Below are 24,759 nucleotides of genomic sequence, written 5' to 3'. Positions count from 1 at the left end.
GTAGATTTAGCCGTCAGTGGTAAAATGTCGCCACTTTTTATCCTGGTACTTGCAGTGGACATGTTCTCCGCTGTCTTTTTATCCCTAAGGAAATCAAATGACGGTTAAAACTCGTTTTGCTCCTAGCCCGACAGGCTATCTTCACGTTGGTGGTGCGCGTACTGCGCTTTACTCTTGGCTTTATGCAAAAAGCCAAGGTGGTGAGTTTGTTTTGCGTATTGAAGACACCGACCTAGAGCGCTCGACGCAAGAAGCCGTAGACGCGATTCTTGAAGGTATGACTTGGCTAGGTTTGAATTGGGATGAAGGCCCATATTTCCAAACTAAACATTTTGATCGTTATAATGAAGTTGTCGATAAGCTGCTTGCTGAAGATAAAGCCTACAAATGTTACGCCTCTAAAGAGCTGTTAGATGAAGTTCGTGCCGAGCAAGAAGCGAACAAAGAGATGCCGCGCTACGATGCTGATCACCCAAAAATCAAAGCGGTTAACGACGCCGCAAAAGAAGGGGATCCGTGTGTTATCCGTTTCCGTAATCCTAAAGAAGGCAGCGTAATTTTTGACGACCAGATCCGCGGTCGTATCGAAATCTCCAACAGCCAGATGGATGATCTGATCATTCGCCGTACCGATGGCTCACCCACCTATAACTTCTGTGTGGTGGTGGATGACTGGGATATGGGGATTACTCATGTCGTTCGTGGCGAAGATCACATCAACAACACACCTCGTCAAATCAACATTTACGAAGCGTTAGGTGCTCCTGTACCTGTGTTTGCGCACTGCGCAATGATCTTAGGTGACGACGGCGCGAAGCTATCTAAACGTCATGGCGCTGTTTCTGTGATGCAGTATCGCGATGAAGGTTATCTGCCTGAAGCACTGAATAACTATTTAGTTCGTCTAGGTTGGTCTCATGGCGACCAAGAAATTTTCTCGCGTGAAGAGATGATTCAGTTCTTCAGTTTAAATGCTATTAGCAAATCGGCATCTGCATTTAATACTGATAAGTTGTTGTGGCTGAACAATCACTACATTAAAACATCAGAGCCTGAATATGTTGCAAAACACCTTGAATGGCACTTTGAGCAACAAGGCATAAGTAAAGACAACGGCCCAGCATTAGCTGAGATCGTTAAACTGGTTGGTGAACGCTGCAATACCTTGGTTGAACTTGCTGCTCAATCTCGTTACTTCTTTGAAGATTTTGCTGAGTTTGATGCTGATGCGGCGAAAAAACACTTGCGCGGTGTGGCGAAAGAGCCGCTAGCACTTGCTTTAAGCAAATTAGAAGCATTGAGTGACTGGACAACGGAAAACCTGCACGCTGTCATCGCTCAAGTGTGTGAAGAGCTTGAAATCGGTATGGGTAAAATAGGCATGCCGCTGCGCGTTGCTGTCACTGGCGGTGGTCAATCGCCATCGGTTGATGCTGTTATGCAACTGATCGGCAAAGAGCGTGTCATTGCTCGTATCAATATGGCATTGGCCTTTATTGTTGAGCGTGAAGCGAACGCTCAATAAGTCAATCATACGAACAACGCTTTGAACCGCAGCTTATGCTGCGGTTTTTCTTTATATCGGCTTTGTTAAATCCTTTGGTGTAGAGCACTGACAATATTTCACAAAACGATGACAGAGAATAAACTAATGCGCTATTTAAGCTTTCTTTACATACAGTATAGTGGTTCCGAGTTATGCAGGTATGTGTGTAGGCGAAAAGTAAACCGTTTTTGGGTACCGCAACCGCATTATGATAACGATAAATAGGAAAGGAAAAAGTATGAAAAAGTTAGCAGCAGCAGTTTCAATGGCGCTTGTTTTTGCATCTTCTGCCGCAATGGCTGAAGTATACGTAGGTGCTAAAGTTGGTAAATCTTGGCTTGATGACGCTTGTCGTGCTGGAGATGTGTGTGAAGATGAATCTTCTACCGTCGGTGCTTACCTTGGTTACCAAGCGTTTAATTGGCTTTCATTAGAGGCAGGTTACGATTACTTGGGCAAATTTAGTGGTGCGGGGCTGAATGATGAAAAAGTAACGGCCATTACACTCGCACCGAAAGTCAGCCTTCCTTTGACTGATGCCATTGCCTTATATGCTAAAGTCGGCGGTGCTTATGTTGATTATGGCAATAAAGATGATTACTCATATTTAGGTGCCGCTGGTATTGAGTTCAACACCGATAATAACGTCACTTTACGTTTGGAATATCAAAGCCTCACCGATATTAATAACGATCTTGTCCGAGCGGCAGGTAACTCGGCTACCTTAGGTGTTTCGTATAAATTTGGTGGAAGTAAAGCAGAACCTGCGCCAGTCATCGTGCAAGAGGTGTTTGTTGAAGAAGTTGCACAGCCAGTGGTTGAGCCTGTCGTTATTCCCCAAGAACCTGAAACAGTTGTTAAGCATGTGCCATTTCAACGTTTGGACAGCAGTAGCTTTGCCCATAACAGTACTAAGCTAACAGCAGAGAGTACTAACCAGCTTGATAAACTAGTGAAATATTTACAAGCTTACCCACAAGCCGATGCTGAAATTATTGGTCACACTGACTCAACTGGCGCTGCGGCTTACAACCAGAAACTATCAGAAAAACGCGCACAAGTTGTTGCTGATGTTGTGATTGCTAAAGGTGTGGATGCGAACCGTCTTACCGTAAAAGGTGAAGGGGAAAATAGCCCAATCGCATCGAACGATACAGTAGAAGGTCGAAAGCAAAATCGTCGTGTTGATATCGTTATTCCAAGCTTTGATTATGAAGTGAAATAATAACGCTTAAGTATTAGAAAATAGAGAAAGCCCGTGAAAAACGCGGGCTTTCTTCTTGTAAAACAATGGATTTGAGCCTCTAACCGCTCCGGTATCACGCCACGTTATTTCAAATCAATACTATTCAATCGGCCCATGTAGATAAGAATATCCAAGTCTTCTTTATAAGCCTCTAATAGCGCCTTTTTCGTCTTGGTATAAGCGGCAAGCTTGCCATGCTTGTTGATCGAACAAACGACGCTTTGAAATATACAGTTACCTTTTTCATCATAGTGTCTCCAAGCCGCGATATAACAAGGATCCCGAGCTTCCGGGTTATCGAGCGTTGGTCTGGGTTTGTATATAATTTTAGGTTCTAAACTGTGTGGTAGGCGAGTCATCAAATAGGGATCTTTGAGCAGACGACGCCAATGTTTGCCCCACATCTCTGAACCTAATTCATTACGCAGCTTTATCGCCTTTTTAAGCCCTTTTTTCTCACCAATACGGATATAGCCGACAGAACGGTGCAGCACCGTATCATCCGGCGTATGGATATGAATTTTATAGGCGGTCTTTGCTTTAGAGATAAAGCGGTGACCAGTATTCGTGATTAGATTGCTCTTTTTCATGATCTTATCTATCGATAAATCTGTTAATACTAATTCTAGATTATTTGACATAGAACTTACAGTAATCACTGTATATGAATAGTAGTGGCTCAAATCAATATTAGGTCAATTTTTCGTCAGAAAAAAAAGCCTCAATACCGGTTGGGTGTTGAGGCTTTATCAAAATGGCGCTCCCGACAGGAGTCGAACCTGTGGCCTGCCCCTTAGGAGGGGGCCGCTCTATCCTACTGAGCTACGGGAGCAAGGAGGGCTAGTTTACTCAATAATTTTGTGAAGTTAACTAGTTAAAACGAAAATTAAAGCTGTTTGTGCATAACATCGCCAATTTGTATGCTAGAGGCGAGATTTTCTTGATCAACACTCAGCTCTGCTTCATTTTCATAGACGCGAGTAACCGTAAGGGTAATATCACTTTGAGTCACTTTATTTCGTGGTAGCCCTTTCTGATCAATGAATGAACCTGTATGCCACAACTGCAATTGGTCACCGGTTTTAACGCCATGAATACGTCCTAAATCTATCGTGATGGTATTACCATATTTAGCCACAACTTCGGGGAGAGTTATTTTACATGAAAGCTCCGATTCAAGATCGAGCATGATATTTCGGCTGACACGCAGCATCATGCTGCCAAAGGTTGAAGCCCAAAAACGTGCACTGCGCGTATCTATCTGACTGGTTTTGGCGAAGGGCCATTTAGCGACTTCTCTATAATGCCTAGTCATGACTTCTTGGCCTGTTTTGCCATCAAACACTTGGATTTGCATAGCAAATTGACGGTTAATCACATCATCGGCGAGTAATTTTTGCTCTATCGTGGCAGTTAAATCTGTGATGGTTCCCCCCAAAATGTACTGTGCCCCCGTGTCCTCTGCAATCATGGTTAAGCGTTCTGGGTGCTGTTTTTCAATTGCATAATCTGTGGTGCCAACCGACACAAAACTGCGAGATTCTTGATCGAGTTGGCGGTTGAGTACCTGTGCAAAATCATCTCCCACACTGTAAATTTGCCCCATAACCGCCTGTTGTGGCGATGCAAGATCAATGTTACCCACTAAAAACGTTTTCTTATATTGGCTAACGTGGCAACCTGTTGCCGAAGGATAAATATCAATTCGAGCTTTAACATACATCACTCCCCGACGTGTTTTATTCTCTTCAACTAACACATAGCGTACTTCATGGTTAGTAAACTGGTACTCTTTACGGTCTGATTCCAGCAGTGGTCGCAAGTTACTGATACTACCGATGTCTGCCCCGGCAAAGTTTACCGCCTTATAGATGGCATCTTCCAATGCATTGAGGCGAGCGACTTCCTCTGAGGAAACAATGGCTGACGATCCGGTCACTTCATACCAAGCAGCATTAACGGCTTGAGAAAAGGTAATGGTGCAACATATTGAAAATAAAGCAGAAATAATTTTTTTCATTGTTATTTACCAGTTGGGTATAAATTTTGCTTTTAAAATCTTAGCTGATGTAGGCAGTGCGTTTTGAAAGTGTAACAAGTTTTGAAAAGCAAAGAGTGTTCCAAGTTTTTTAATCTGAAGTTTGGAATCAAGATTGCCTCAGTATATCTGGAGATAAGAGAATGAAAAAATGGCTTTCGATAGTGCCAGCAGTTTTGTTAACTGCTTGTGCCTACGCCCCGATTTATAACGGTAAAGAGCCATACAATGGTTCACAGTTTATGCTAATGGAGAGCCCACGTCACACGTTGGACTTCTTTGTTGAAAGCATGACAGAAGATTTGATGGTGTCCAATACTAGTGTTTCTGCTCGCACTCCTATTGCTGTAACATCGTTTGTGGACCTGCAAAGTATGGACGCGACTAACTGGTTGGGTAACTCGGTTTCTGAAGGATTTATCCATCAGTTTCAGCGTCGAGGATTTAAAGTGGTTGATTTCAAAACCACAGGCTCGATTCAGGTAACGCAGCAAGGTGATTTTGCTTTCAGTCGTGACTGGAAAGACCTCGCTCAAGAGCAAGAAATCCAATACATACTGACAGGGACAATGCTTCGTCAAGAAGGCGGTGTATTAGTCAATGCTCGTGTTGTGGGAATGCAGTCTCGTGTTGTGGTTGCTACCGCACAAGGCTTTTTACCTGCTGATCGTATTGGTCGTGATCTTGATACGCTCAACAGTATCCGTACACAAGATGGTGTGTTAATTCGCTCTGACCCTACGATTAAGCAGCCGTATACTGTTATCTTGCGTCCATAGGAGAAACCAATGAAAAAATGGCTATTACTTCTAGTGACTATCATGATGGTGGGTTGCCAGCCATTACAAACCATGCGCGCTGATGAATGGTTGACGGCGGTAGGTTATGCCAATATCAGTGAGCAAACTGGGCGTAGTGTGGATGAAAAGCAAGTCCGTGCAATGCGTGCCTCTAAAATCGATGCTTATCGCGAACTGGCAGAGCAAGTCTATGGAATGCGAGTGAGTGGTCGTGCTGAACTACAAGATCAGCGATTGGGCACAGAGCTGACGTCGGGAGCGGTTGATGGTGTTATCCGCGGAGCAGAAGTGGTCCGCAGTTATAAGGTGGGTGACAGTTATGTCACTGAGTTACGTCTCGATATCCGTAAGATGGATAAACTGCGTGACTACGGCGAAGTTCAGCAAGTACCAGAAAAACGTCAACAAACACTCTTCTAAATCTTCCTTCTCTCCAGATCGAAAAAGCGGCAAATTTTGCCGCTTTTCTGTTTAATTCGTTTCAGCTTAAAAGTTTAGTAACTCAGCTGCATGTTGATTACGCTTTAATATTGGTCCCTAAAGTGGACACAGTGTGGGTTTGCCCACCAGCGTTATACGTCATGCCAATTTTTCCGTGGCTTTGCTGCATCAAATTATTGAGTTTATTAAAACTGAGTTGTGCACGTTGTAGCGCTTCACCATTAACAAGGTTTGCTTGCTGGCAATCGTGAACAATGGAACGAATCTGATCAACGATTTGCGACAGGAGTACATCTTCAGCCAGGCTCACGACATGGGGATGTTTCGCAATTCGGAGGTCAGTTTGTTGAAGTTGTCCAACTAAGGTCATCTTTTGTTTGGCAATAGCTTCGATTTCACTTGATGAACGGCTCGTAATTGCTAACTTTTCTTGTTCAAGTAGCGAAGAGAGTTCTAGTGCATTTTTCAATTGGAAATCGACTAAGTCTTTTAATACAGCCATCGTATGTTGCCTTAATTAGTCAAAAGTAGGGCTAGTTAAAACCACCCAACTCTTTTTCAAATTTAATCATATTATCAGCCAACTTTTCTGGGTCGACTCTATATGAGCCATTGGCTATCGCATCTTTAATTGCAGCGACTTTGGCACTATCAAAACTTGGCTGAGATACCATTTGGTTGTGCATTTCACCAATGGCCTTACCTTGGGTACTAAGTGATACCGCATCTTGATTTTGAGGTGAACGAGTGACCGAGCCGGATGTCGATGGAGATGCATTCGATTCAGTACGAGCATTACTACGATTTGTCGTCGTTAATGTTTGCCCCGAACGTATGTTATCAATACCTGCCATATGTGAGCCTTATTAATAATAATGGAAACCTGTACAGTCAATATCGACGGTGCTTGTGATTACTTTAGCTTTTTTTTCTGTTTCACTTTCTTAACAACGTAAACACATTTAGAAGTGTAATGAAAGCGTTAAAATTGAACCGTGACTTCGCCAATACCGGTTACTTGTGCATCTATTATACGGTTTGATTTATCATTTTTCACTTTTATCTGCTCACCAAAAATACCATCACTTAAAGCGGTTCCTTTGGTTGTGATGATCATTCCCTGCTTGACTGCTTGAATCATAACGTTTTCATTACGACATACGACGCATATATCATCTTGCTCAACGACATCGCCAATACGCATGTTTTTTTTCACTTTAGCTCCGACGATACGATTTATATCGGAAAAACCTTGTCGTCTAAAGCGGTGTAAGTCTACCATTGTAATCAAGACATCTTGCTGCGTAATTTGCTGCCCACGAGAAATGGGTACGGCAACGGTGACAAGTGGCAGTGAAATGGTCAGTCTTACAGGAACATAAATTTTCCAGTTATCTTCAATGCATTCAACCAGAACTGTGATATTACTTGCAGAACCATTACTGGATGAGGAAGAGGTCGATAACGGTGTGGGGCAGTCGGTGGCATAAATTCGGTCATCAACATTTGCCGCTTTTACGTTTAACTCCCCGCTGGGAGGCCACTCAATAGTTTCTAAAACATGTTGTTCCGCAGCTTGTTGAATGGCTTCAACTTGCGGCAAAGTGGCAGAATGAAGAGAAAAATTAAAGAAAAACAATAAAAAGCCGATAGAGAGATAAAAATTTCTATAGAAAGCTCTACACTTAGTTATGGAAAGTAGATGTAAACATATTTTTGTATGCATCATTCTGTTTCTCTGGTTTCTTCATAGCCTGTAGTAGACTACCACTTTTTTGCATAAAAGTTTGAGATGGAGATGAGCTTATGACGGGTATTCTTGATTCTGTGAATCAGCGTACGCAACTCGTTGGTCAAAACCGATTAGAACTCTTAACGTTTCGTCTAATGGGACGGCAACGTTATGGTATCAACGTATTTAAAGTTAAAGAGGTGCTCCAGTGCCCGAAGTTAACTTTGATGCCCAATTTACATCGCCTAGTCAAAGGTGTTGCTCATATTCGTGGTCAAACCGTTTCTGTCATTGATTTGAGTTTGGCCGTGGGTGGACGTCCCACCGCGGACCTTGATAAGTGTTTTGTGGTCATTGCTGAATTCAACCGATCTATCCAAGCTTTCTTGGTCAGCTCGGTGGATCGAATTGTAAACATGCACTGGGAAGCCATTCTTCCTCCACCAGATGGCTCAGGCAAAGATAACTACTTAACCGCAGTCACCAATATTGATAACGAATTGGTGGAAATTCTCGATGTAGAGAAAATTTTGGCAGAGATTTCTCCGGTTAATGAGACAATGGATTCATCGATTGGTGAATCGATCGCCCAAGTAGAAACAGAAAAAGAGATCATCCGTCGAATTTTAATTGCCGATGACTCAACCGTTGCGCGTAAACAGGTTCAAAGAGCAGTAGAATCAATAGGTTTTGAAGTCGTTGCGGTTAAAGATGGTAAAGAAGCGTATGAAAAATTGATCGAGATGGCAGCAGAAGGGCCAATTTACAATCAAATATCTTTAGTGATCTCTGATATTGAAATGCCTGAAATGGACGGCTATACATTAACAGCAGAGATACGTAGAAATTCAGATTTGAAAGATCTATACGTTATTCTTCACTCTTCACTGAGCGGCGTTTTTAACCAAGCCATGGTTGAGCGAGTGGGTGCAAACTCATTCATTGCTAAATTCAACCCTGATGAGCTTGGGAATGCGGTGAAAGCTGCACTAGTTAACTAAAGAGAAATTAATGACTGCTATAACTATAAGCGATCAAGAATATCGCGATTTCAGCCGTTTTTTGGAATCTCAGTGCGGGATTGTACTTGGAGATAGCAAACAGTACTTAGTGAGAAGTCGCTTAAGTCCACTGGTTGCTAAATTCAAGTTAACCTCTCTTTCTGACTTGTTACGTGATGTGGTTACGGGGCGAAACCGTGAGCTACGAGTTGCAGCGGTCGATGCCATGACCACCAACGAAACACTGTGGTTCCGTGATGCTTACCCATTCACCGTTTTAGCGGAACGTCTATTACCCGAGGTCGCTGCAAATAAACGCCCTATAAAAATTTGGTCAGCGGCAAGCTCTTCAGGTCAAGAGCCTTACTCAATGGCGATGACGGTGCTGGAAACTCAACAGCGCAAGCCGGGTATGTTGCCGAGCGTAGCCATCACCGCGACGGATATTTCTGCCAGCATGCTGGATATGTGTAAAGCGGGGATTTATGACAATTTAGCACTTGGCAGAGGGTTATCACCGGAGCGTCGCAAAATCTTTTTTGAGGATGCTGGTGATGGCCGAATGAAAATCAAAGATAACGTTAAGCGTTTAGTTAACTTCCGTCCTCAGAACTTAATGGAGAGCTATGCCTTATTGGGTAAATTCGATATTATTTTCTGTCGTAACGTTTTGATTTATTTCTCACCTGATATGAAGTCGAAAGTATTAAATCAAATGGCTAGTAGCTTAAACCCCGGTGGCTACTTATTGCTCGGCGCATCGGAGTCACTGACAGGATTGACCGATAAGTTTGAAATGGTTCGTTGTAACCCTGGCATCATTTATAAACTCAAATAGCCACATTCTTACGTTGAGTTACTTGCTTACGTTTAGTTATTTGCCCAGCTTTTGCTGGGCTTTTTCTTTCCCCTAATTTCGTTTTGATTGTTGAGATTTACTGAAGTTGTGGGCGACAAGTGGATAAAGCGGCGTATATTTTGCTTACATTTCGACGGATTCTTATTTAGATAAAATTGTTGTAAACACGGTTCGTTTTTTAAGTTGGTACGTTAATTGCTTTTAATATGAGTAGTAACAGTCAGTTTTTAGTGTAGAGGCAAACATGGCTATTTCTTTTGACAACGCATTAGGTATTCACCAACACACGGTTGGTGTACGTGAGCGCAATGCTGAGGTGATTTCCACCAATATTGCACAGGCGAACACACCGGGCTTTAAAGCAAAAGGAATGGACTTTCAAAAAGCATTGCAGGCGGCAAGTTCAGGGGCAAGCATTGGTCTTAGCCGTACGGATGGTCGGCATATATCTGCCTCCACGAAAGTAACTGGCGAGAGTCTCTATCGAATTCCGACTCAACCTGATACGGGTGATGGCAACACGGTGGACGTAGATTTAGAGCGTAACTTGTTTATGCAAAACCAGATCAGACACCAAGCCTCACTGGACTTCTTAGGAAGTAAATTCAAGAACTTAACGAAAGCAATCAAAGGGGAATAAGTAGATGAGCTTATTTAATGTGTTCAATGTGACTGGTTCTGCAATGAGTGCTGAATCTGTTCGTCTAAATACGACCTCAAGTAACTTAGCCAATGCGGATAGTGTGAGTAGTTCGGCGAAAGATACTTACAAAGCGCGTCACGCGGTGTTTGGTGCAGAGTTAAGTAAAGCGCGTTATAACCGTGATCATAATGTACCTGTAAAAGTATTAGGTATTGTTGAAAGCGATAAACCGCTTAACGCAGAATATAACCCAGATCACCCACTTGCTAACGATGAAGGCTATATTTACAAGCCTAATGTCAATGTGATGGAAGAGATGGCTAACATGATTTCGGCTTCTCGTTCTTATCAAACGAACGTGCAGGTGGCTGATGCAAGTAAACAAATGCTGCTGCGCACGCTGCAGATGGGTCAATAGGATAAGGAGGTAGCGTATGGCCGGAATAAATAACATTGGTCAAAGCGGCTTGTCTTATATTGACCAGCTGAAAAGTCTTCAAGACCAAAAGAAAACAGAAGAGACAACGGGGAAGCAAGATCTTAAACAAGAAGACTTCCTATCGTTACTCACCAAACAACTGGCTCAGCAAGATCCTTTTAAACCGGTCAGTAATGACCAGATGATCGCCCAAATGGCGTCATTTGCCACAGTTGATGGTATCGGCAAAATGAACACTCAGTTTGAGAGTCTCAACTCGTCGATGACATCCAACCAAGCTCTACAGGCTTCATCACTGGTTGGCCGTGATGTGTTAGTTCCGGGAGCAGCAGGGATCAAAAAAGAGGGTGCTGGGATGGCTGCGATGGTCAAACTTCCTCAAAGTTTAGAGAACTTGTTTGTCCGAATAGAGAATGAAGCTGGACAATTGGTTCGTACCTTTGATGTCGGGGCTAAATCAGCCGGTGATAATCGCGTTGAATGGGACGGTAACGATCAAAACGGTAATCCATTGCCGGGCGGCAAATACCAAGTGAAAGCTTCGGGTTTGCTCGATGGAGAAAGCAAGGAGTTTGCGGTATCGACTTACGCAAACGTCAATAGCGTTCTGCTGGGTAAAGGTGATGGTAACGTACTGCTCAATCTGGCTGGATTTACATCGCCAGTTAAACTTGCTGAAGTACTAGAAGTTGGCAAAGCGTAACTCTTTATAGAGTAGATATGCTAGCTAGATAGGAGATTTTGGAATGTCGTATATATCATTAAGCGGTTTATCCGCAGCTCAGTTAGATCTGAACACCACCAGTAACAACATTGCTAACGCGAATACCTTTGGTTTTAAAGAGTCGCGAGCTGAGTTTGGTGATGTTTACTCAACCTCATTGTTTACCAACTCCAAAACGACTCCTGGTCAAGGTGTTCAGGCGAACAAAGTGGCACAACAATTCCACGAAGGTTCCAGTATTTATACTAATAACCCGATGGACTTGCGCGTTGCGGGAACGGGGTTCTTTGCGGTTGCGAAAGATAAGCTGACGCCTCAACAAAATGAGTTGACCAGAAATGGTGCTTTCCACCTCGATAAAAATGATTACATGGTAACGTCAAATGACGAGTTTTTGCTTGGCTATGATGTTAACCCTGATACTGGTGATGTTCTTTCGTATGAGCCAAAACCTATCAATATTCCTGCTCAGTTTGGTAAACCTAAACAGACTGCCAATGTTGAACTTGGCGCGAACTTGCCAGCTAATGGCAAGTTAAAAGACCCAACCTTGTTTGATATTACTGATCCTGAGACGTACAACCGTACCACCTCATCGACAGTCTACGATTCGATGGGTCAGCCTTATAAGTTGACATCCTATTACCTCAAAGATCAGACGCAAGCTAACACATGGCAAACCTATTACACCGTGACGGATAAAACTGGTGAGAAACCAATCAATGTAGTTGGTGGTGATGCTACTACGCCGACGGGTCATATTGGGCATACCATGAAGTTTAATAATGATGGTACGCTAGCCAGCATGAATAATGGTCAGCAAATTGTAACCGAGCCTTTAGGTTTGGGGGCAAACCCAGTTGAACTCAACGGTGCTGATGCCAACCAAACATTGTCGTTCAGTCTCGATTCGGCTACGCAATTTGCTGCTCCATTTGAGTTGACTAAATTTGTACAAGATGGTGCAACCACGGGCTTTTTGACGAAGATCGATTTCGATGAAAATGGCAGTGTGCTAGCCACTTACTCAAATGGTCAAAATACCATTCTAGGACGTGTGGGGCTTGTCCGCGTAGCCAATGAACAAGGCTTAGATAAAAAAGGTGGTACGCAGTGGGATTCGACTCAATTCTCAGGTGATAAAATTTGGGGTGAATCAAACAAAGGCTCATTTGGTACCATCAGCAATGGTGTTATTGAACAATCCAACATTGATATGACTCAAGAGCTGGTGGATCTTATCTCTGCTCAGCGTAACTTCCAAGCGAACTCGCGTGCGCTTGAAGTTCACAACCAGCTACAACAAAACATACTACAGATCCGTTAATTCCTTTAACGTCATCAATGGCAATACCAAGTTAGCGGCAATGTTAGCTTGGTATTGTTGCCATCTGTTTGCGGCAATCTTCGTTATATCCTCCCTATTTTTTGTGAAATTACATTTAACCTATTGATTTTTAGTTTAAATATAAGTTGGCACGTCAATTGCTTTTAATGATCGAACGATGATTATTGGAGCAGATTATGGATCGCGCACTGTTTCTCGCCATGAGTGGCGCAAAGCAAAACATGCAAGCCATGCAATTAAGAGCGAACAATTTAGCAAACGTCAGTACCACGGGGTTCCGTGCTGATTTGGCGCAAGCTCGCTCAATGCAAGCTTATGGCGAAGGGTTACCGAGCCGCGTGTTTAGCATGACAGAACGTCCGGGACATAATTTTGCGCAAGGCAGTGTCATTACCACAGGGCGCGATCTCGATATCACCATTCAAGGTGACGGTTGGATTTCCATGATGGATAAAACCGGCAAAGAGGGGTTAACCCGTAGTGGCAACCTAAGCATTGACCAAAATGGCATGCTCATAAATGGTAGCGGCCATCTAGTGCTAGATGGAACGGGCGCGCCAATCACTCTACCTATTCCATTGAGTAAAGTAGAAATCGGTAATGACGGTACTATTTCCGTTCGTCCGCAAGGCGCTCCAGCCGATGCGATGGAAGTGGTAGGCCGAATTAAACTGGTTCGCCCCAATAATCAATCCCTATACAAAGATACGAATGGTTTATTCCGTGCTAAAGATCCTAATGCAGCATTCGAAGCAGATACTAGCGTAAAGCTATTAAAAGGTGCGCTGGAAGGCAGTAATGTCAATGCGGTGGGTGAGATGACTAGCTTGATTGAGCTACAACGTCAGTTTGAAATGCAAGTCAAAATGATGAGCACCGCAGAAGAGATGGACAAATCGTCCGATTCATTACTTCGTATGAGCTGATAAGCGTTAAAGGAGATTACTATGCAACCTGCATTATGGGTAAGTAAAACCGGGCTTGATGCCCAACAAACCAATATTGCCACTATCTCAAACAACCTAGCGAACGCCTCGACTATTGGTTTTAAAAAGGGTCGTGCGGTATTTGAAGATCTGTTTTATCAAAATATTAATCAACCGGGCGGTCAATCTTCGCAAAATACCAAACTGCCAAGCGGTTTGATGCTTGGTGCGGGTTCTAAAGTCGTGGCAACACAAAAAGTGCATACCCACGGCAACGTACAAACCACGACCAATAGCCTCGATATGATGATTGAAGGTGACGGCTTTTTCCAAATCCTGATGCCAGATGGCAATATCGCTTATAGCCGCAATGGTCAATTTACCCTCAACGACGAAGGGGCAATTGTGACTTCCGGTGCTGGATATAATTTAGAGCCGGAAATTGTTATTCCACCTGATGCAATCTCTATTACTGTCGGTAATGATGGTGAAGTGTCAGTTAGGCTTCGTGGCCAGCAAAATAACCAAGTGGTTGGACAAATTACCACGGTTGATTTTATCAACCCAGGCGGTCTAGAGCCGATTGGTCAAAACTTGTATCTACCGACCGGTGCTAGTGGTGATCCACAAGAAGGGGTGCCAGGGCTTGACGGCCTCGGTGATGTTCGTCAATCCATGCTTGAAACCTCTAACGTGAACGTCACAGAAGAGTTGGTCAACATGATTGAAGCGCAACGCGTTTACGAAATGAACTCAAAAGTCATCTCAGCAGTCGATAAGATGATGAGTTTTGTGAACCAACAACTCTAATCATTAACTAAGAGAATGCTGCGATGAAACGTCTATTGAGTCTTGTATTGGTTACTGCTTTGTCTGGTTGCTCGTTAATGCCGCCACCGGTCGATACTCCTGAAGTGGTTCAAGGTACAACCGTGGTGGACGCGGTTGAAGGGGATAAGTCTGCAGAAGAAGGTTCTGGTTTACTGGACTCAATGCGTAAGCGTTCCGATCCCGTAGCCGGTGATCCTGCTTGGGCCCCTATCCACCCAAAACAGAAACCGGAACATTATGCCGCGGAAACTGGTTCACTGTTTAATTTGGCACAAATGAACAGTCTTTATGATGATTCAAAACCGCGTGGCATTGGCGATATTATTACCGTCAATCTTGATGAAAGTACTAAAGCGGCCAAGAGTGCTGATGCGGATCTATCCAAATCCAATGATGCGTCGATGGACCCACTCGCTGTCGGCGGTAAAGATCTCACTGTGGGTGATTACAATTTCTCTTATGCGTTGAAAAATGATAACAAGTTCAATGGCAGTTCTGCAGCCAACCAAAGTAACAGTATTTCTGGTTCGATCACGGTTGAAGTGATTGAAGTACTCGCCAACGGCAACTTAGTCATCCGTGGTGAAAAATGGCTCACACTGAACACTGGCGATGAATACATTCGCTTAAGCGGTACCATTCGTCCCGATGATATCGACTTTGACAACACCATTGCTTCTACTCGTATTTCTAATGCCCGCATCCAATATTCAGGTACAGGCACCAATCAAGATATGCAAGAACCTGGATTCTTGGCACGATTCTTTAATGTCTCTCTGTAACGCCGGAGTTCTGGCGTAAAGAAACGTAGAAATTAAGGTACTAGACCATGAAAAAATTTACCCTGCTTGTTTTAAGTTTGTTGCTCATCGCAACCCATGCACAAGCGGCCCGTATCAAAGATGTCTCTCAAGTTGCGGGCGTGCGGAGTAACCAATTAGTGGGTTATGGTCTAGTCACTGGGCTACCGGGAACGGGTGAATCGACACCGTTCACCGACCAAAGTTTTAACGCCATGTTGCAAAATTTCGGCATTCAATTGCCGCCGGGCACTAAACCGAAAACAAAGAACGTTGCCGCCGTGATTGTGACGGCCGAATTACCGGCGTTTTCCAAGCAAGGTCAAAGTGTCGATGTCACCGTTTCTTCTATCGGCTCTGCTAAAAGTTTACGTGGCGGCACTCTAATGCAAACCTTCCTTAAGGGGTTGGATGGTCAAATTTACGCCGTGGCCCAAGGTAATTTAGTGGTCAGTGGTTTTAGTGCCACCGGTGCTGATGGTTCTAAAATTGTCGGCAATAACCCAACGGTTGGCCTGATTTCAGGCGGCGCTATGGTGGAACGCGAAGTACCAACACCTTTTAGCCGTGGCGATTTTATTACCTTCAATTTGCTTGAATCTGACTTCACCACAGCGCAACGTATGGCAGATGCAGTGAATAACTTCTTAGGCCCAGAGATGGCGACCGCGGTTGATGCAACGTCAGTACGTATCCGTGCACCGCGAGATGTAGGGCAGCGCGTCGCGTTTCTTTCTGCAATCGAAAATGTTGAGTTTGATCCAGCGGATGGCTCAGCCAAAATTATCGTTAATTCACGAACGGGAACTATTGTTGTCGGCCAGCATGTGCGCTTAAAACCTGCTGCGGTGACGCACGGTGGTATGACTGTTGCCATTAAAGAGAATTTGAATGTCAGTCAGCCCAATGCGTTAGCGGGTGGTCAGACAGCTGTGGTGCCTAATAGCCAAATAGAAGTGTCTGAAGCACAAGGTAAAATGTTTAAATTTGAACCGGGTTTGACCTTGGATGATTTAGTGCGCGCGGTCAACGAAGTGGGAGCAGCTCCTTCAGATTTGATGGCGATTTTGCAAGCATTGAAACAAGCTGGCGCGATTGAAGGCCAACTGATCATTATCTAGGAGAGGAAGATGATTAATAATCCCAATGATATTGGCTTTATTCATGATATTGCTAGCTTAGATAAGCTACGTCAGCAAGCAAAAACCGGTGATAAAGAAGGCGAGTCAGCGGCGCTCAAGGCCGCAGCCAAACAGTTTGAAGCGATTTTTACCTCAATGTTGTTCAAATCGATGCGCGACGCCAATGCCGATTTTAAATCTGAGATGTTCAACAGCCAAAACGAAGATTTCTATCGACAAATGCTTGATGAACAAATGTCGAGCGAGCTCAGTGCCTCCGGTTCTTTAGGGCTTGCCGATATGATTGTGGCGCAGCTCAGTCAGGCTAACGGCACCTCGAAAAACGATCCATCAATAACCGACCCGACGCAAGATGGTTTCCAAGAAGCCATGCGCCGTATCGAACGCAGTAACAACCGCCGCCTCTCAACGCAAGAAACGATCGAACCTAGCAAGGTCGAATCGAGTCGATTTGATTCGCCGCAAGCGTTTGTGGCTTCAATGAAACCTTATGCTGAAAAAGCAGCGCGGGCATTAGGTGTTGACTCTTCACTGCTGCTTGCTCAAGCGGCATTAGAAACCGGATGGGGACAAAAAGTTGTTCAAAATGCTCGTGGTAGCAGTAATAACTTATTCAACATCAAAGCGGATAAAAGTTGGTTAGGTGAGAAAGTGGCGACGCAAACTCTTGAATATCATGATAATACACCAGTGATGGAAAAAGCTGCGTTCCGTTCTTATGGAAATTATCAAGACAGTTTTAATGACTATGTTCGTTTTCTCAATGACAATCCGCGCTACACCGTGGCGCTGAACCATAATGGCAGCGATGAGTCTTTCATTCGTGGCCTGCACGCTGCTGGTTACGCGACGGACCCGTACTATGCTGAAAAAGTGCTGAGAGTAAAATCTCAAATTGAAGCAATGGAATAACCCCTCTAAAGCCAGCCTTGCTGGCTTTTATCTTTCCTTTATTTTGTCTAATCTCTTCTTTGAAACTCCTTTGGCATACATATTGCAATTACTAACTTAGATATTCAGTAACCACTGATTTGATTAGGTTTTCGGGGGCAGTATGGCGTCGGATCTTCTGAATCTAGGTACCCAAAGTGTACTTACCGCTCAGAGACAACTCAGCACCACAGGTCATAACATTTCTAATGTTAATACAGAAGGTTACAGCCGTCAGTCTGTGATCCAAGGGACCAATACGCCTCGCCAATACGGTGGTGAAACCTACGGTATGGGCGTACATGTGGAAAAAGTTCGCCGCTCATGGGATCAATTTGCCGTTAATGAATTAAACCTATCTACCACCAGTTTTTCCTTTAAGCGTGACGACGAAGAAAATTTAGACATGCTCTCAAAGTTATTGTCGTCAGTGGCCTCGAAAAAAATCCCTGAAAACTTAAACGAATGGTTTGATGCGATTAAAACCCTCGCCGACAGCCCGAATGATGTAGGTGCGCGTAAAGTTGTACTTGAGAAAGCGGATCTGATCACTCAAAACATGAATGATTTTCACGAGAACATTCGCCGCCAATCTGATGCGACCAACAAAGGGCTAGATGTTGCCGTTGAGCGTATTAACCAATTGGCGCTTGAGCTGCGAGATTTACAACGCTTAATGATGCGTACTCCTGGTCCTCACAATGACTTAATGGACCAGCATGAAAAATTGGTGGCTGAGTTGTCTGAATACACCAAGGTCACCGTGACGCCACGTAAAAATGCTGAAGGGTTTAACATCCATATCGGGAGCGGGCACACGCTCGTCTCAGGTACAGAAGCCAGCCAAATGAAGATGGTTGATGGTTATCCTGATGTGAGTCAGCGCCGCTTGGCCATGATTGAAGGCAAAGGGATCAAGACCATTACCACTGAGGATATTGGTGGTAAGTTAAGTGCGCTGTTTACGATGCGAGATAAGCACATTCCTTACCTAATGGATGAACTTGGCCGCATGGCAACATCTTTCTCTTATGAAGTTAACAAGTTGCAATCACAAGGCTTGGACTTACGTGGCAATGTGGGAAGAGCGTTGTTTACGGATGTGAACTCTGAAGTCAATGCCCGCTCGCGAGCGATCATCGCTGGCAATTCAAAAGCTGATATGGCGGTCTATATCGAAGATACTTCAGCGTTGAAAAGTGGTGAATACTCCCTACAGTACAACGGCAGCAATTATACCGTATTAAAGCCAACGGGCGAGCGGGTTAACGTTCCGGTCGTTGGCAGCAGTTTATTTTTAGATGGAATGCGAGTTGAGATTCGCAACGCCCCTCAAGCCGGGGAGCGCATATTACTGCGCCCAACGCGTAATGGTGCCGCTATTATGAAAATGGCGACCAACGATCCGACAGCCATTGCCGCACAAAGTTATGAAGCCTCCACCACTTTTGCCCAAGGGCAGGCAAAATTTAATATTTTATCGGCAGGTGGGCTGCGTGAATTTGAAGTGGTGATCTCACCAACGGGCGATCAATTTGCGGTCACGGATACCAAAGGCAACGTGCTGCTAGAACCACAGGCCTACCCACCATCGAATTCGATTACTGTGCTTGGTACAACGTTTGAATTGACGGCTGGCGCGCTACCCAATGATAAATTTACGGCAAACCTTGTCCCCTCAGAAGGTGATAACGGCAATTTACGTAAGATGCAGCAAATTCAAACGGAGAAAAAACTCAACGACGGTGAAACGACCGTGCTCGGGGTTTATCACGATCTCAATACTGATTTTGGTTTGCAGCTGGCCACCGCGTCACGCTTAAGTGACGTGGCCAGGCTTGAAAAAGAGTCAGCGCAGGAGCGCATTGCGTCCATTTCCGGAGTCAACCTTGATGAGGAAGCCGCGAACATGATGAAATTCCAACAAGCTTATATGGCTTCCTCACGCATCATGCAGGTGGCTAATGATACTTTCAACACGATTTTGCAGCTGAGATAGGAGGCGATAAATGTTAACCAGAATATCGAGCTTCCATAACTATCAATCGGTGCAAAACGATATGCGCCGTCAAGAATCAAAGATCCATCATAACCAAGCGCAGCTAGCGTCAGGTAAGAAGTTGCTTTCGGCCAGCGATAGTCCATTAGCCACTCATTACATCCAAAAAGTAGGGCAGCAAGAAGAGCAATTACGCCAATATCTTGATGCAATCGTGCTGGTTCGAAACCGCTTAGAACATCAAGAAGTAATCATTGCCAATGCGGAAAGCTCGACCGATGAGGCAAAGCGTACGGTCATGGAAATGATTAACGGCTCATTCTCTCCAGAAGATAGAGAAGCGAAAGCGCGTGAGCTGCAAGAGATGTTCAACAACTTAATTGAACTAGCAAATACGCAAGATGAGTCCGGTAACTACATGTTTGCCGGAACCAAGCCGAAGAATCAGCCATTTTTTAGAGATAATGCCAGTAACGTGACTTATTCCGGCGATGATTATCAGCGCAAAATGCGTATCTCCAACAGCTTAGAGATCCCGTTCAATAATCCGGGTAATAAAGTGTTTATGGAGATTGATAACCCGTTTGGTAACTACGAACCAAACTATCAATTAAACGAAGGTTCAGAGTTACTGCTCGAGCGTGCAACCAATTTAGACTCGAATGATACATCGCGCTATACCGTGACGTTTGTTGATATGGCTAACGGCAAATATGGTTACCAATTAGAGAAAGATGGCAGCGTGGTACAGGCCGATGAGTTTGATCCACAAAAAGGCATTCGATATCAAGATCTGACGGTGCACGTAAAAGGGCAAATTTCGAAAGGTGATGTGTTAAGCCTAGAGCCGCGTTCAACCTTTACCTTATTTGATAGCTATAAAGACGCAATTGAGCTCTCGCAGGGCTCCGTATCGGATGCGTCGACGACAGCGAAACTGCACCAAATTACGGAAGAGTTTCATGCCGCCTTTATTCATCTCAATAAAGTGCGTACTGATGTCGGTGCACGCTTGAGCACTTTAGATATTCAACAAGAACAGCATGAAGATTTCAAAATCAGTTTAGCGAAATCAAAAAGTAACTTTGAAGATCTCGATTACGCAGAAGCGGTGATTGAATTTAATGAGAATTCACGTGCGTTGCAGGCTTCACAACTGGCTTTTGGTAAAACGAAAGATTTGACCCTTTTCAACTATATCTAATCTTCAATGCCTTATGTGCTAAGCCATATGCGCGAAGAGTGGAATGTGTTGAAAAATTGGCCTGGAAATTGCTCATCTATTATCGAGAGATAAAGAGGCAATAGAGCGGCAAACGAAAGTGGCAACTCTGTTGCTAACGAGAAAGAACTGGATGCTCACTCACAAAGATAGAATGATTAAATTTCTTCTAAGTGATTAAAAAACAAAGAATATTAATTTTAATATCAGATGTTTTAAAAGTTGGCATACTAATTGAATTGTCTATATCAGAGTTGATACAACAAGTTTTTAAATCGGCAAATAGCGGATTTAGCAAGTTCACGGTCAGTGCTTCCAAATGAGAGTAAAGCTGGCCGCTTCGCAAAAAGCTTGCGAACTCACTAGGAGAGCAAACTATGACCATTACAGTAAATACTAACGTCTCAGCAATGACTGCTCAGCGTTACCTTAATAAAGCGACGGGTGAATTAAATACCTCGATGGAACGTTTATCATCAGGTAATAAAATCAACAGCGCTAAAGATGATGCGGCAGGCTTACAAATTTCAAACCGCTTAACCGCTCAGTCTCGTGGCCTAGATGTGGCAATGCGTAATGCCAACGACGGTATTTCGATTGCTCAGACCGCGGAAGGGGCAATGAATGAGTCGACCAGTATCTTGCAACGTATGCGTGATCTTGCTCTTCAATCAGCAAACGGCACCAACTCGGCGTCAGAGCGACAAGCTTTGGATGAAGAGTCGACCGCATTGCAAGATGAGTTAAACCGTATTGCAGAAACGACCTCATTCGGTGGACGTAAACTGCTCAACGGTTCGTTCGGTGAAGCATCGTTCCAGATTGGTGCGAGCTCAGGTGAGGCGATCATTATGGGGCTTACCAGCATACGTGCTGATGACTTCCGTATGGGCGGCCAATCGTTCCTTGCAGAGCAAGGAAAGGACAAGGATTGGGGAGTGCCAGCGGGCGCGCGTGATTTGAAATTTGAATTCACCACCCAGGCAGGTGAGCTTGTTACTCTCGATGTGTTAGCCAAAGATGGCGATGATATTGAAGAGCTAGCGACTTACATTAATGGTCAAACCGACAAGCTTAAAGCATCGGTTGATCAAGACGGTAAACTGCAAATTTTTGCCGCAGAACCGAATTTACAAGGTGACCTTGCCATCTCTGGTGGTTTGGCAACCGAACTTGGCCTAAACGGTGGGCCGGGCGTTAAGACGACGGTTCAAGATATTGATATCACCTCAGTTGGTGGTTCTCAAAATGCAGTGGGCGTTCTGGATGCTGCGTTGAGATATGTGGATTCACAACGGGCAGAGCTCGGTGCGAAGCAAAACCGTTTAAGCCATAGCATCAACAACTTGGCCAATATCCAAGAGAATGTTGAAGCATCCAACAGTCGAATTAAAGATACAGATTTTGCGAAAGAAACCACGCAAATGACGAAAGCACAGATTCTGCAACAAGCGGGTACCTCCATTCTCGCTCAAGCAAAACAGTTGCCAAATTCTGCAATGTCACTATTGCAGTAATGTTAGGACCCTTCATCCAACAGCTCAGACGTGGGTTAGGTGAAGGAATCCTTGGCAAAGTATGATTATGGCCGAATATAAAGCTCTCTCAAGATGTACCCTGCTTTATAGTCATAGATAATCATGCGCCCCGGTCAGTCGGTAATGTGTTCATTTCTCTGATCTCCACATTGGCTCTGGCTACCAACTAGCCCCGGTTCTCTCAAAGGAAAAGGGGCTTTTCTTTATCTATAACTTCTTGCTCTCATCAATGCTCCTCAATCGCCCGTGAAGCCGACCAATCACGTCAAATCTTTAATGCTATTTTTGTATTTCAGCCAGTTTTGCAGCGTTTATCCCACTTTTAATCGATATTGGTTATTTTTTACGAAATCGTCGTTTTCCCGTTAAAGGATTCCTAACCGCAGTCGCTAATAATAGTACTTTGAGAGAACTACTTGGTTTTCCGAGACGTCGGAAACCGTTTGTCTATGACGCTAAGTCGGAAAATCAATAGGAGAACCACTATGGCGGTTAATGTAAACACTAACGTTTCAGCTATGACAGCACAACGCTACCTAAACAGTGCTAGCAATGCGCAACAGTTATCAATGGAACGTTTATCATCAGGCTTCAAAATTAATAACGCAAAAGATGACGCAGCAGGTTTGCAAATCTCTAACCGTTTGAACGTTCAAAGCAGAGGCTTAGATGTTGCCGTGCGCAACGCAAATGATGGCATTTCAATTGCGCAGACAGCTGAAGGTGCAATGAACGAAACCACCAATATTTTGCAACGTATGCGTGACTTATCTCTACAATCGTCAAATGGTTCGAACTCGAAAGCCGACCGCGTAGCGATTCAAGAAGAGATCACCGCGCTGAATGACGAACTCAACCGTATTGCTGAAACTACATCGTTTGGTGGTAATAAGTTGCTCAATGGTACTTTTGAGACGAAATCATTCCAAATCGGTGCGGATAACGGTGAAGCGGTCATGCTAAGCCTAAATAATATGCGCAGCGACAACGCAATGATGGGCGGTAAGAGTTACCAAGCGGCAAATGGACAAGATAAAGATTGGACCGTTAAAGCGGGTGCTAATGACCTTACCATTACGTTGACTGACAAACGTACTGGCGAGCAAACCATCAACCTAAGTGCAAAAGATGGCGATGACATCGAAGAGTTGGCCACTTACATCAATGGTCAAACCGACATGTTAAAAGCTTCTGTTGACGATGAAGGCAAATTGCAAATCTTTACTGATAGCAACCGTATTGATGGCGTAGCAACCTTTGGTGGCAGCTTAGCGGGTGAGCTGAGTTTCCAAGCGGCAAAAAATGTGACAGTCGATACCATTGATGTCACCTCTGTCGGTGGTTCGCAAGAATCAGTTGCCATTGTTGATGCGGCACTGCAATTTGTAGACAGCCATCGTGCTCAACTGGGTGCATTCCAAAACCGTTTCAACCATGCGATTAACAACTTAGATAACATCAACGAAAACGTAAATGCTTCTAAGAGCCGAATCAAAGACACTGATTTTGCGAAAGAAACCACTGCCTTGACTAAATCGCAGATCCTTTCTCAAGCATCAAGCTCAGTGTTGGCACAAGCTAAACAAGCGCCTAATGCTGCTCTTGGTTTGCTTGGTTAAGTCGTTAACTTTTAAATTAAAAATCCAGCTTCGGCTGGATTTTTTTATGCCTCACTTTTCACGTGATCAAAGAATGGATCTGAAAAATGAATCAACGGTTAAACGGGAGGAAAGGATATATTGTTATGAGGCTAATAAAACAAAACCCAGCCTAAGCTGGGTTTGAATTGATGGTGCGGAAGGAGAGACTTGAACTCTCACACCTTGCGGCGCCAGAACCTAAATCTGGTGCGTCTACCAATTTCGCCACTTCCGCAACTTGTACTGTAGATAGATTGAACATTGGTTATTCAAACTATCGTTATAAATGGTGGCTACGACGGGATTCGAACCTGTGACCCCATCATTATGAGTGATGTGCTCTAACCAACTGAGCTACGTAGCCATTTGACAATCTTAAATCATGGTGCGGAAAGAGAGACTTGAACTCTCACACCTTGCGGCGCCAGAACCTAAATCTGGTGCGTCTACCAATTTCGCCATTTCCGCAGCGTATTCTTTAAATAAACCGAATGTTATTGATTTAGCTTATCTTTTTACGGTCAGCTTATCGCTAATCCTACAAATAATGGCAGGGCTACCTGGATTCGAACCAGGGGATGGCGGCATCAAAAGCCGCTGCCTTACCGCTTGGCGATAGCCCTACAAGATGATTGCTCATCTAAATAATGGTGCGGAAGGAGAGACTTGAACTCTCACACCTTACGGCGCCAGAACCTAAATCTGGTGCGTCTACCAATTTCGCCACTTCCGCAACTTATGCTGTAGATAAACTGAGGATTGGTTACTCAATTTATCGTTGTTATGGGTAGCTTATCGCTAGCCATATGAAATATGGCAGGGCTACCTGGATTCGAACCAGGGAATGGCGGCATCAAAAGCCGCTGCCTTACCGCTTGGCGATAGCCCTACAGGATGATTGCTCATCTAAATAA

At 44.2% G+C, this 24,759-nt stretch carries 24 protein-coding genes and 7 tRNA genes; 19 read left to right on the top strand and 12 right to left on the bottom strand.

All coding sequences use genetic code 11. From position 1 onward, the window contains the following. The first annotated feature begins 97 nt into the window (after positions 1–97). Together gltX and AACT23_RS04400 are read left to right on the top strand one after the other, a co-directional pair. On the top strand, positions 98–1,525 hold the full coding sequence (gltX, locus tag AACT23_RS04405) for a glutamate--tRNA ligase (protein ID WP_017047302.1): 1,428 nt from the start codon (positions 98–100) through the stop codon (positions 1,523–1,525). A gap of 259 nt (positions 1,526–1,784) precedes the next feature. Beyond that, positions 1,785–2,771, top strand: coding sequence for an OmpA family protein (locus tag AACT23_RS04400; RefSeq protein WP_026029039.1), 987 nt, complete (start codon positions 1,785–1,787; stop codon positions 2,769–2,771). Between the two features lie 104 nt (positions 2,772–2,875). Here the strand turns inward: AACT23_RS04400 and AACT23_RS04395 are convergent, their stop codons facing one another. The 3 genes from AACT23_RS04395 to AACT23_RS04385 form a co-directional block, all read right to left on the bottom strand. Continuing rightward, a complete protein-coding gene (locus tag AACT23_RS04395) occupies positions 2,876–3,382 on the bottom strand; it encodes a Fe3+-citrate ABC transporter substrate-binding protein (protein ID WP_026027396.1) in 507 nt (168 codons plus the stop codon). Between the two features lie 165 nt (positions 3,383–3,547). Next, positions 3,548–3,624: transfer RNA gene (locus tag AACT23_RS04390), tRNA-Arg, on the bottom strand. 54 nt (positions 3,625–3,678) lie between these two features. Then, on the bottom strand, positions 3,679–4,812 hold the full coding sequence (locus AACT23_RS04385; RefSeq protein WP_094129721.1) for a flagellar assembly protein FlgT: 1,134 nt from the start codon (positions 4,810–4,812) through the stop codon (positions 3,679–3,681). A 161-nt stretch (positions 4,813–4,973) separates the two neighbouring features. Between AACT23_RS04385 and AACT23_RS04380 the strand changes: the two genes are divergently transcribed. Together AACT23_RS04380 and flgP are read left to right on the top strand one after the other, a co-directional pair. Continuing rightward, positions 4,974–5,609, top strand: a complete 636-nt coding sequence (locus AACT23_RS04380; RefSeq protein WP_013856244.1) for a FlgO family outer membrane protein — start codon at positions 4,974–4,976, stop codon at positions 5,607–5,609. 9 nt (positions 5,610–5,618) lie between these two features. Next, the gene (flgP, locus tag AACT23_RS04375) at positions 5,619–6,050 is read left to right on the top strand and encodes a flagellar assembly lipoprotein FlgP (RefSeq protein WP_017043110.1); all 432 of its coding nucleotides are present in this window, start codon (positions 5,619–5,621) and stop codon (positions 6,048–6,050) included. Between the two features lie 97 nt (positions 6,051–6,147). Here the strand turns inward: flgP and AACT23_RS04370 are convergent, their stop codons facing one another. The 3 genes from AACT23_RS04370 to flgA form a co-directional block, all read right to left on the bottom strand. Next, positions 6,148–6,573 carry a flagella synthesis protein FlgN gene (locus AACT23_RS04370; RefSeq protein WP_013856246.1) on the bottom strand — a complete coding sequence of 142 codons (426 nt, stop codon included), beginning with the start codon at positions 6,571–6,573 and terminating at the stop codon, positions 6,148–6,150. 31 nt (positions 6,574–6,604) lie between these two features. Further along, positions 6,605–6,925 (bottom strand): flagellar biosynthesis anti-sigma factor FlgM, encoded by a 321-nt coding sequence (flgM, locus tag AACT23_RS04365; protein ID WP_013856247.1) that lies wholly within the window; start codon positions 6,923–6,925, stop codon positions 6,605–6,607. Between the two features lie 128 nt (positions 6,926–7,053). Beyond that, the gene (gene flgA / locus AACT23_RS04360) at positions 7,054–7,800 is read right to left on the bottom strand and encodes a flagellar basal body P-ring formation chaperone FlgA (protein WP_013856248.1); all 747 of its coding nucleotides are present in this window, start codon (positions 7,798–7,800) and stop codon (positions 7,054–7,056) included. A gap of 77 nt (positions 7,801–7,877) precedes the next feature. Here flgA and AACT23_RS04355 point away from each other — a divergent pair, with 77 nt between their 5' ends. The 15 genes from AACT23_RS04355 (at position 7,878) to AACT23_RS04285 (ending at position 23,824) form a co-directional block, all read left to right on the top strand. Continuing rightward, positions 7,878–8,804, top strand: coding sequence for a chemotaxis protein CheV (locus AACT23_RS04355; RefSeq protein ID WP_013856249.1), 927 nt, complete (start codon positions 7,878–7,880; stop codon positions 8,802–8,804). A 10-nt stretch (positions 8,805–8,814) separates the two neighbouring features. After that, positions 8,815–9,642 (top strand): protein-glutamate O-methyltransferase, encoded by an 828-nt coding sequence (locus AACT23_RS04350; RefSeq protein ID WP_013856250.1) that lies wholly within the window; start codon positions 8,815–8,817, stop codon positions 9,640–9,642. A gap of 265 nt (positions 9,643–9,907) precedes the next feature. Further along, a complete protein-coding gene (gene flgB, locus AACT23_RS04345) occupies positions 9,908–10,303 on the top strand; it encodes a flagellar basal body rod protein FlgB (RefSeq protein WP_013856251.1) in 396 nt (131 codons plus the stop codon). Between the two features lie 4 nt (positions 10,304–10,307). Continuing rightward, positions 10,308–10,724 (top strand): flagellar basal body rod protein FlgC, encoded by a 417-nt coding sequence (gene flgC, locus AACT23_RS04340; RefSeq protein WP_010319383.1) that lies wholly within the window; start codon positions 10,308–10,310, stop codon positions 10,722–10,724. A 16-nt stretch (positions 10,725–10,740) separates the two neighbouring features. Beyond that, positions 10,741–11,448, top strand: a complete 708-nt coding sequence (gene flgD, locus AACT23_RS04335) for a flagellar hook assembly protein FlgD (RefSeq protein ID WP_013856252.1) — start codon at positions 10,741–10,743, stop codon at positions 11,446–11,448. A 43-nt stretch (positions 11,449–11,491) separates the two neighbouring features. Continuing rightward, complete coding sequence (gene flgE, locus AACT23_RS04330; protein WP_088732774.1) at positions 11,492–12,796, top strand: flagellar hook protein FlgE; 1,305 nt, start codon at positions 11,492–11,494, stop codon at positions 12,794–12,796. A gap of 197 nt (positions 12,797–12,993) precedes the next feature. Continuing rightward, on the top strand, positions 12,994–13,743 hold the full coding sequence (flgF, locus tag AACT23_RS04325; protein ID WP_094129718.1) for a flagellar basal-body rod protein FlgF: 750 nt from the start codon (positions 12,994–12,996) through the stop codon (positions 13,741–13,743). 21 nt (positions 13,744–13,764) lie between these two features. Then, positions 13,765–14,553: a flagellar basal-body rod protein FlgG gene (gene flgG / locus AACT23_RS04320; RefSeq protein ID WP_010319379.1), complete on the top strand. Its 789-nt coding sequence runs from the start codon at positions 13,765–13,767 to the stop codon at positions 14,551–14,553. A gap of 23 nt (positions 14,554–14,576) precedes the next feature. Further along, on the top strand, positions 14,577–15,356 hold the full coding sequence (gene flgH / locus AACT23_RS04315; RefSeq protein WP_017045947.1) for a flagellar basal body L-ring protein FlgH: 780 nt from the start codon (positions 14,577–14,579) through the stop codon (positions 15,354–15,356). 47 nt (positions 15,357–15,403) lie between these two features. Next, complete coding sequence (locus AACT23_RS04310; protein WP_013856256.1) at positions 15,404–16,495, top strand: flagellar basal body P-ring protein FlgI; 1,092 nt, start codon at positions 15,404–15,406, stop codon at positions 16,493–16,495. 9 nt (positions 16,496–16,504) lie between these two features. Continuing rightward, a complete protein-coding gene (gene flgJ / locus AACT23_RS04305; protein WP_017045946.1) occupies positions 16,505–17,428 on the top strand; it encodes a flagellar assembly peptidoglycan hydrolase FlgJ in 924 nt (307 codons plus the stop codon). Positions 17,429–17,570: 142 nt separating this feature from the next. Next, on the top strand, positions 17,571–19,445 hold the full coding sequence (flgK, locus tag AACT23_RS04300; protein ID WP_017045945.1) for a flagellar hook-associated protein FlgK: 1,875 nt from the start codon (positions 17,571–17,573) through the stop codon (positions 19,443–19,445). Between the two features lie 10 nt (positions 19,446–19,455). Next, the gene (gene flgL, locus AACT23_RS04295) at positions 19,456–20,649 is read left to right on the top strand and encodes a flagellar hook-associated protein FlgL (protein WP_013856259.1); all 1,194 of its coding nucleotides are present in this window, start codon (positions 19,456–19,458) and stop codon (positions 20,647–20,649) included. Between the two features lie 395 nt (positions 20,650–21,044). Further along, complete coding sequence (locus AACT23_RS04290; RefSeq protein ID WP_017045944.1) at positions 21,045–22,184, top strand: flagellin; 1,140 nt, start codon at positions 21,045–21,047, stop codon at positions 22,182–22,184. Positions 22,185–22,690: 506 nt separating this feature from the next. Then, entirely contained in the window at positions 22,691–23,824 is a 1,134-nt protein-coding gene (locus AACT23_RS04285; protein ID WP_094129715.1) for a flagellin, read from the top strand. A 171-nt stretch (positions 23,825–23,995) separates the two neighbouring features. On the opposite strand, the gene AACT23_RS04280 is transcribed toward AACT23_RS04285, so the two are convergent. The 6 genes from AACT23_RS04280 to AACT23_RS04255 form a co-directional block, all read right to left on the bottom strand. Beyond that, positions 23,996–24,080, bottom strand: a tRNA-Leu gene (locus tag AACT23_RS04280). 52 nt (positions 24,081–24,132) lie between these two features. Beyond that, a tRNA-Met gene (locus AACT23_RS04275) sits at positions 24,133–24,209 on the bottom strand. A gap of 19 nt (positions 24,210–24,228) precedes the next feature. Then, positions 24,229–24,313, bottom strand: a tRNA-Leu gene (locus AACT23_RS04270). An 80-nt stretch (positions 24,314–24,393) separates the two neighbouring features. Then, positions 24,394–24,468 (bottom strand) — tRNA-Gln (locus AACT23_RS04265). Positions 24,469–24,493: 25 nt separating this feature from the next. Next, a tRNA-Leu gene (locus AACT23_RS04260) sits at positions 24,494–24,578 on the bottom strand. An 81-nt stretch (positions 24,579–24,659) separates the two neighbouring features. Beyond that, a tRNA-Gln gene (locus AACT23_RS04255) sits at positions 24,660–24,734 on the bottom strand. Positions 24,735–24,759: the final 25 nt, after the last annotated feature.

Source organism: Vibrio sp. V09_P4A23P171 (assembly GCF_963875615.1).
GTDB classification, from domain to species: domain Bacteria; phylum Pseudomonadota; class Gammaproteobacteria; order Enterobacterales; family Vibrionaceae; genus Vibrio; species Vibrio anguillarum.
Note: the sequence above shows the minus strand (reverse complement) of the source record. Positions and strands in the feature narration are given on the sequence as shown.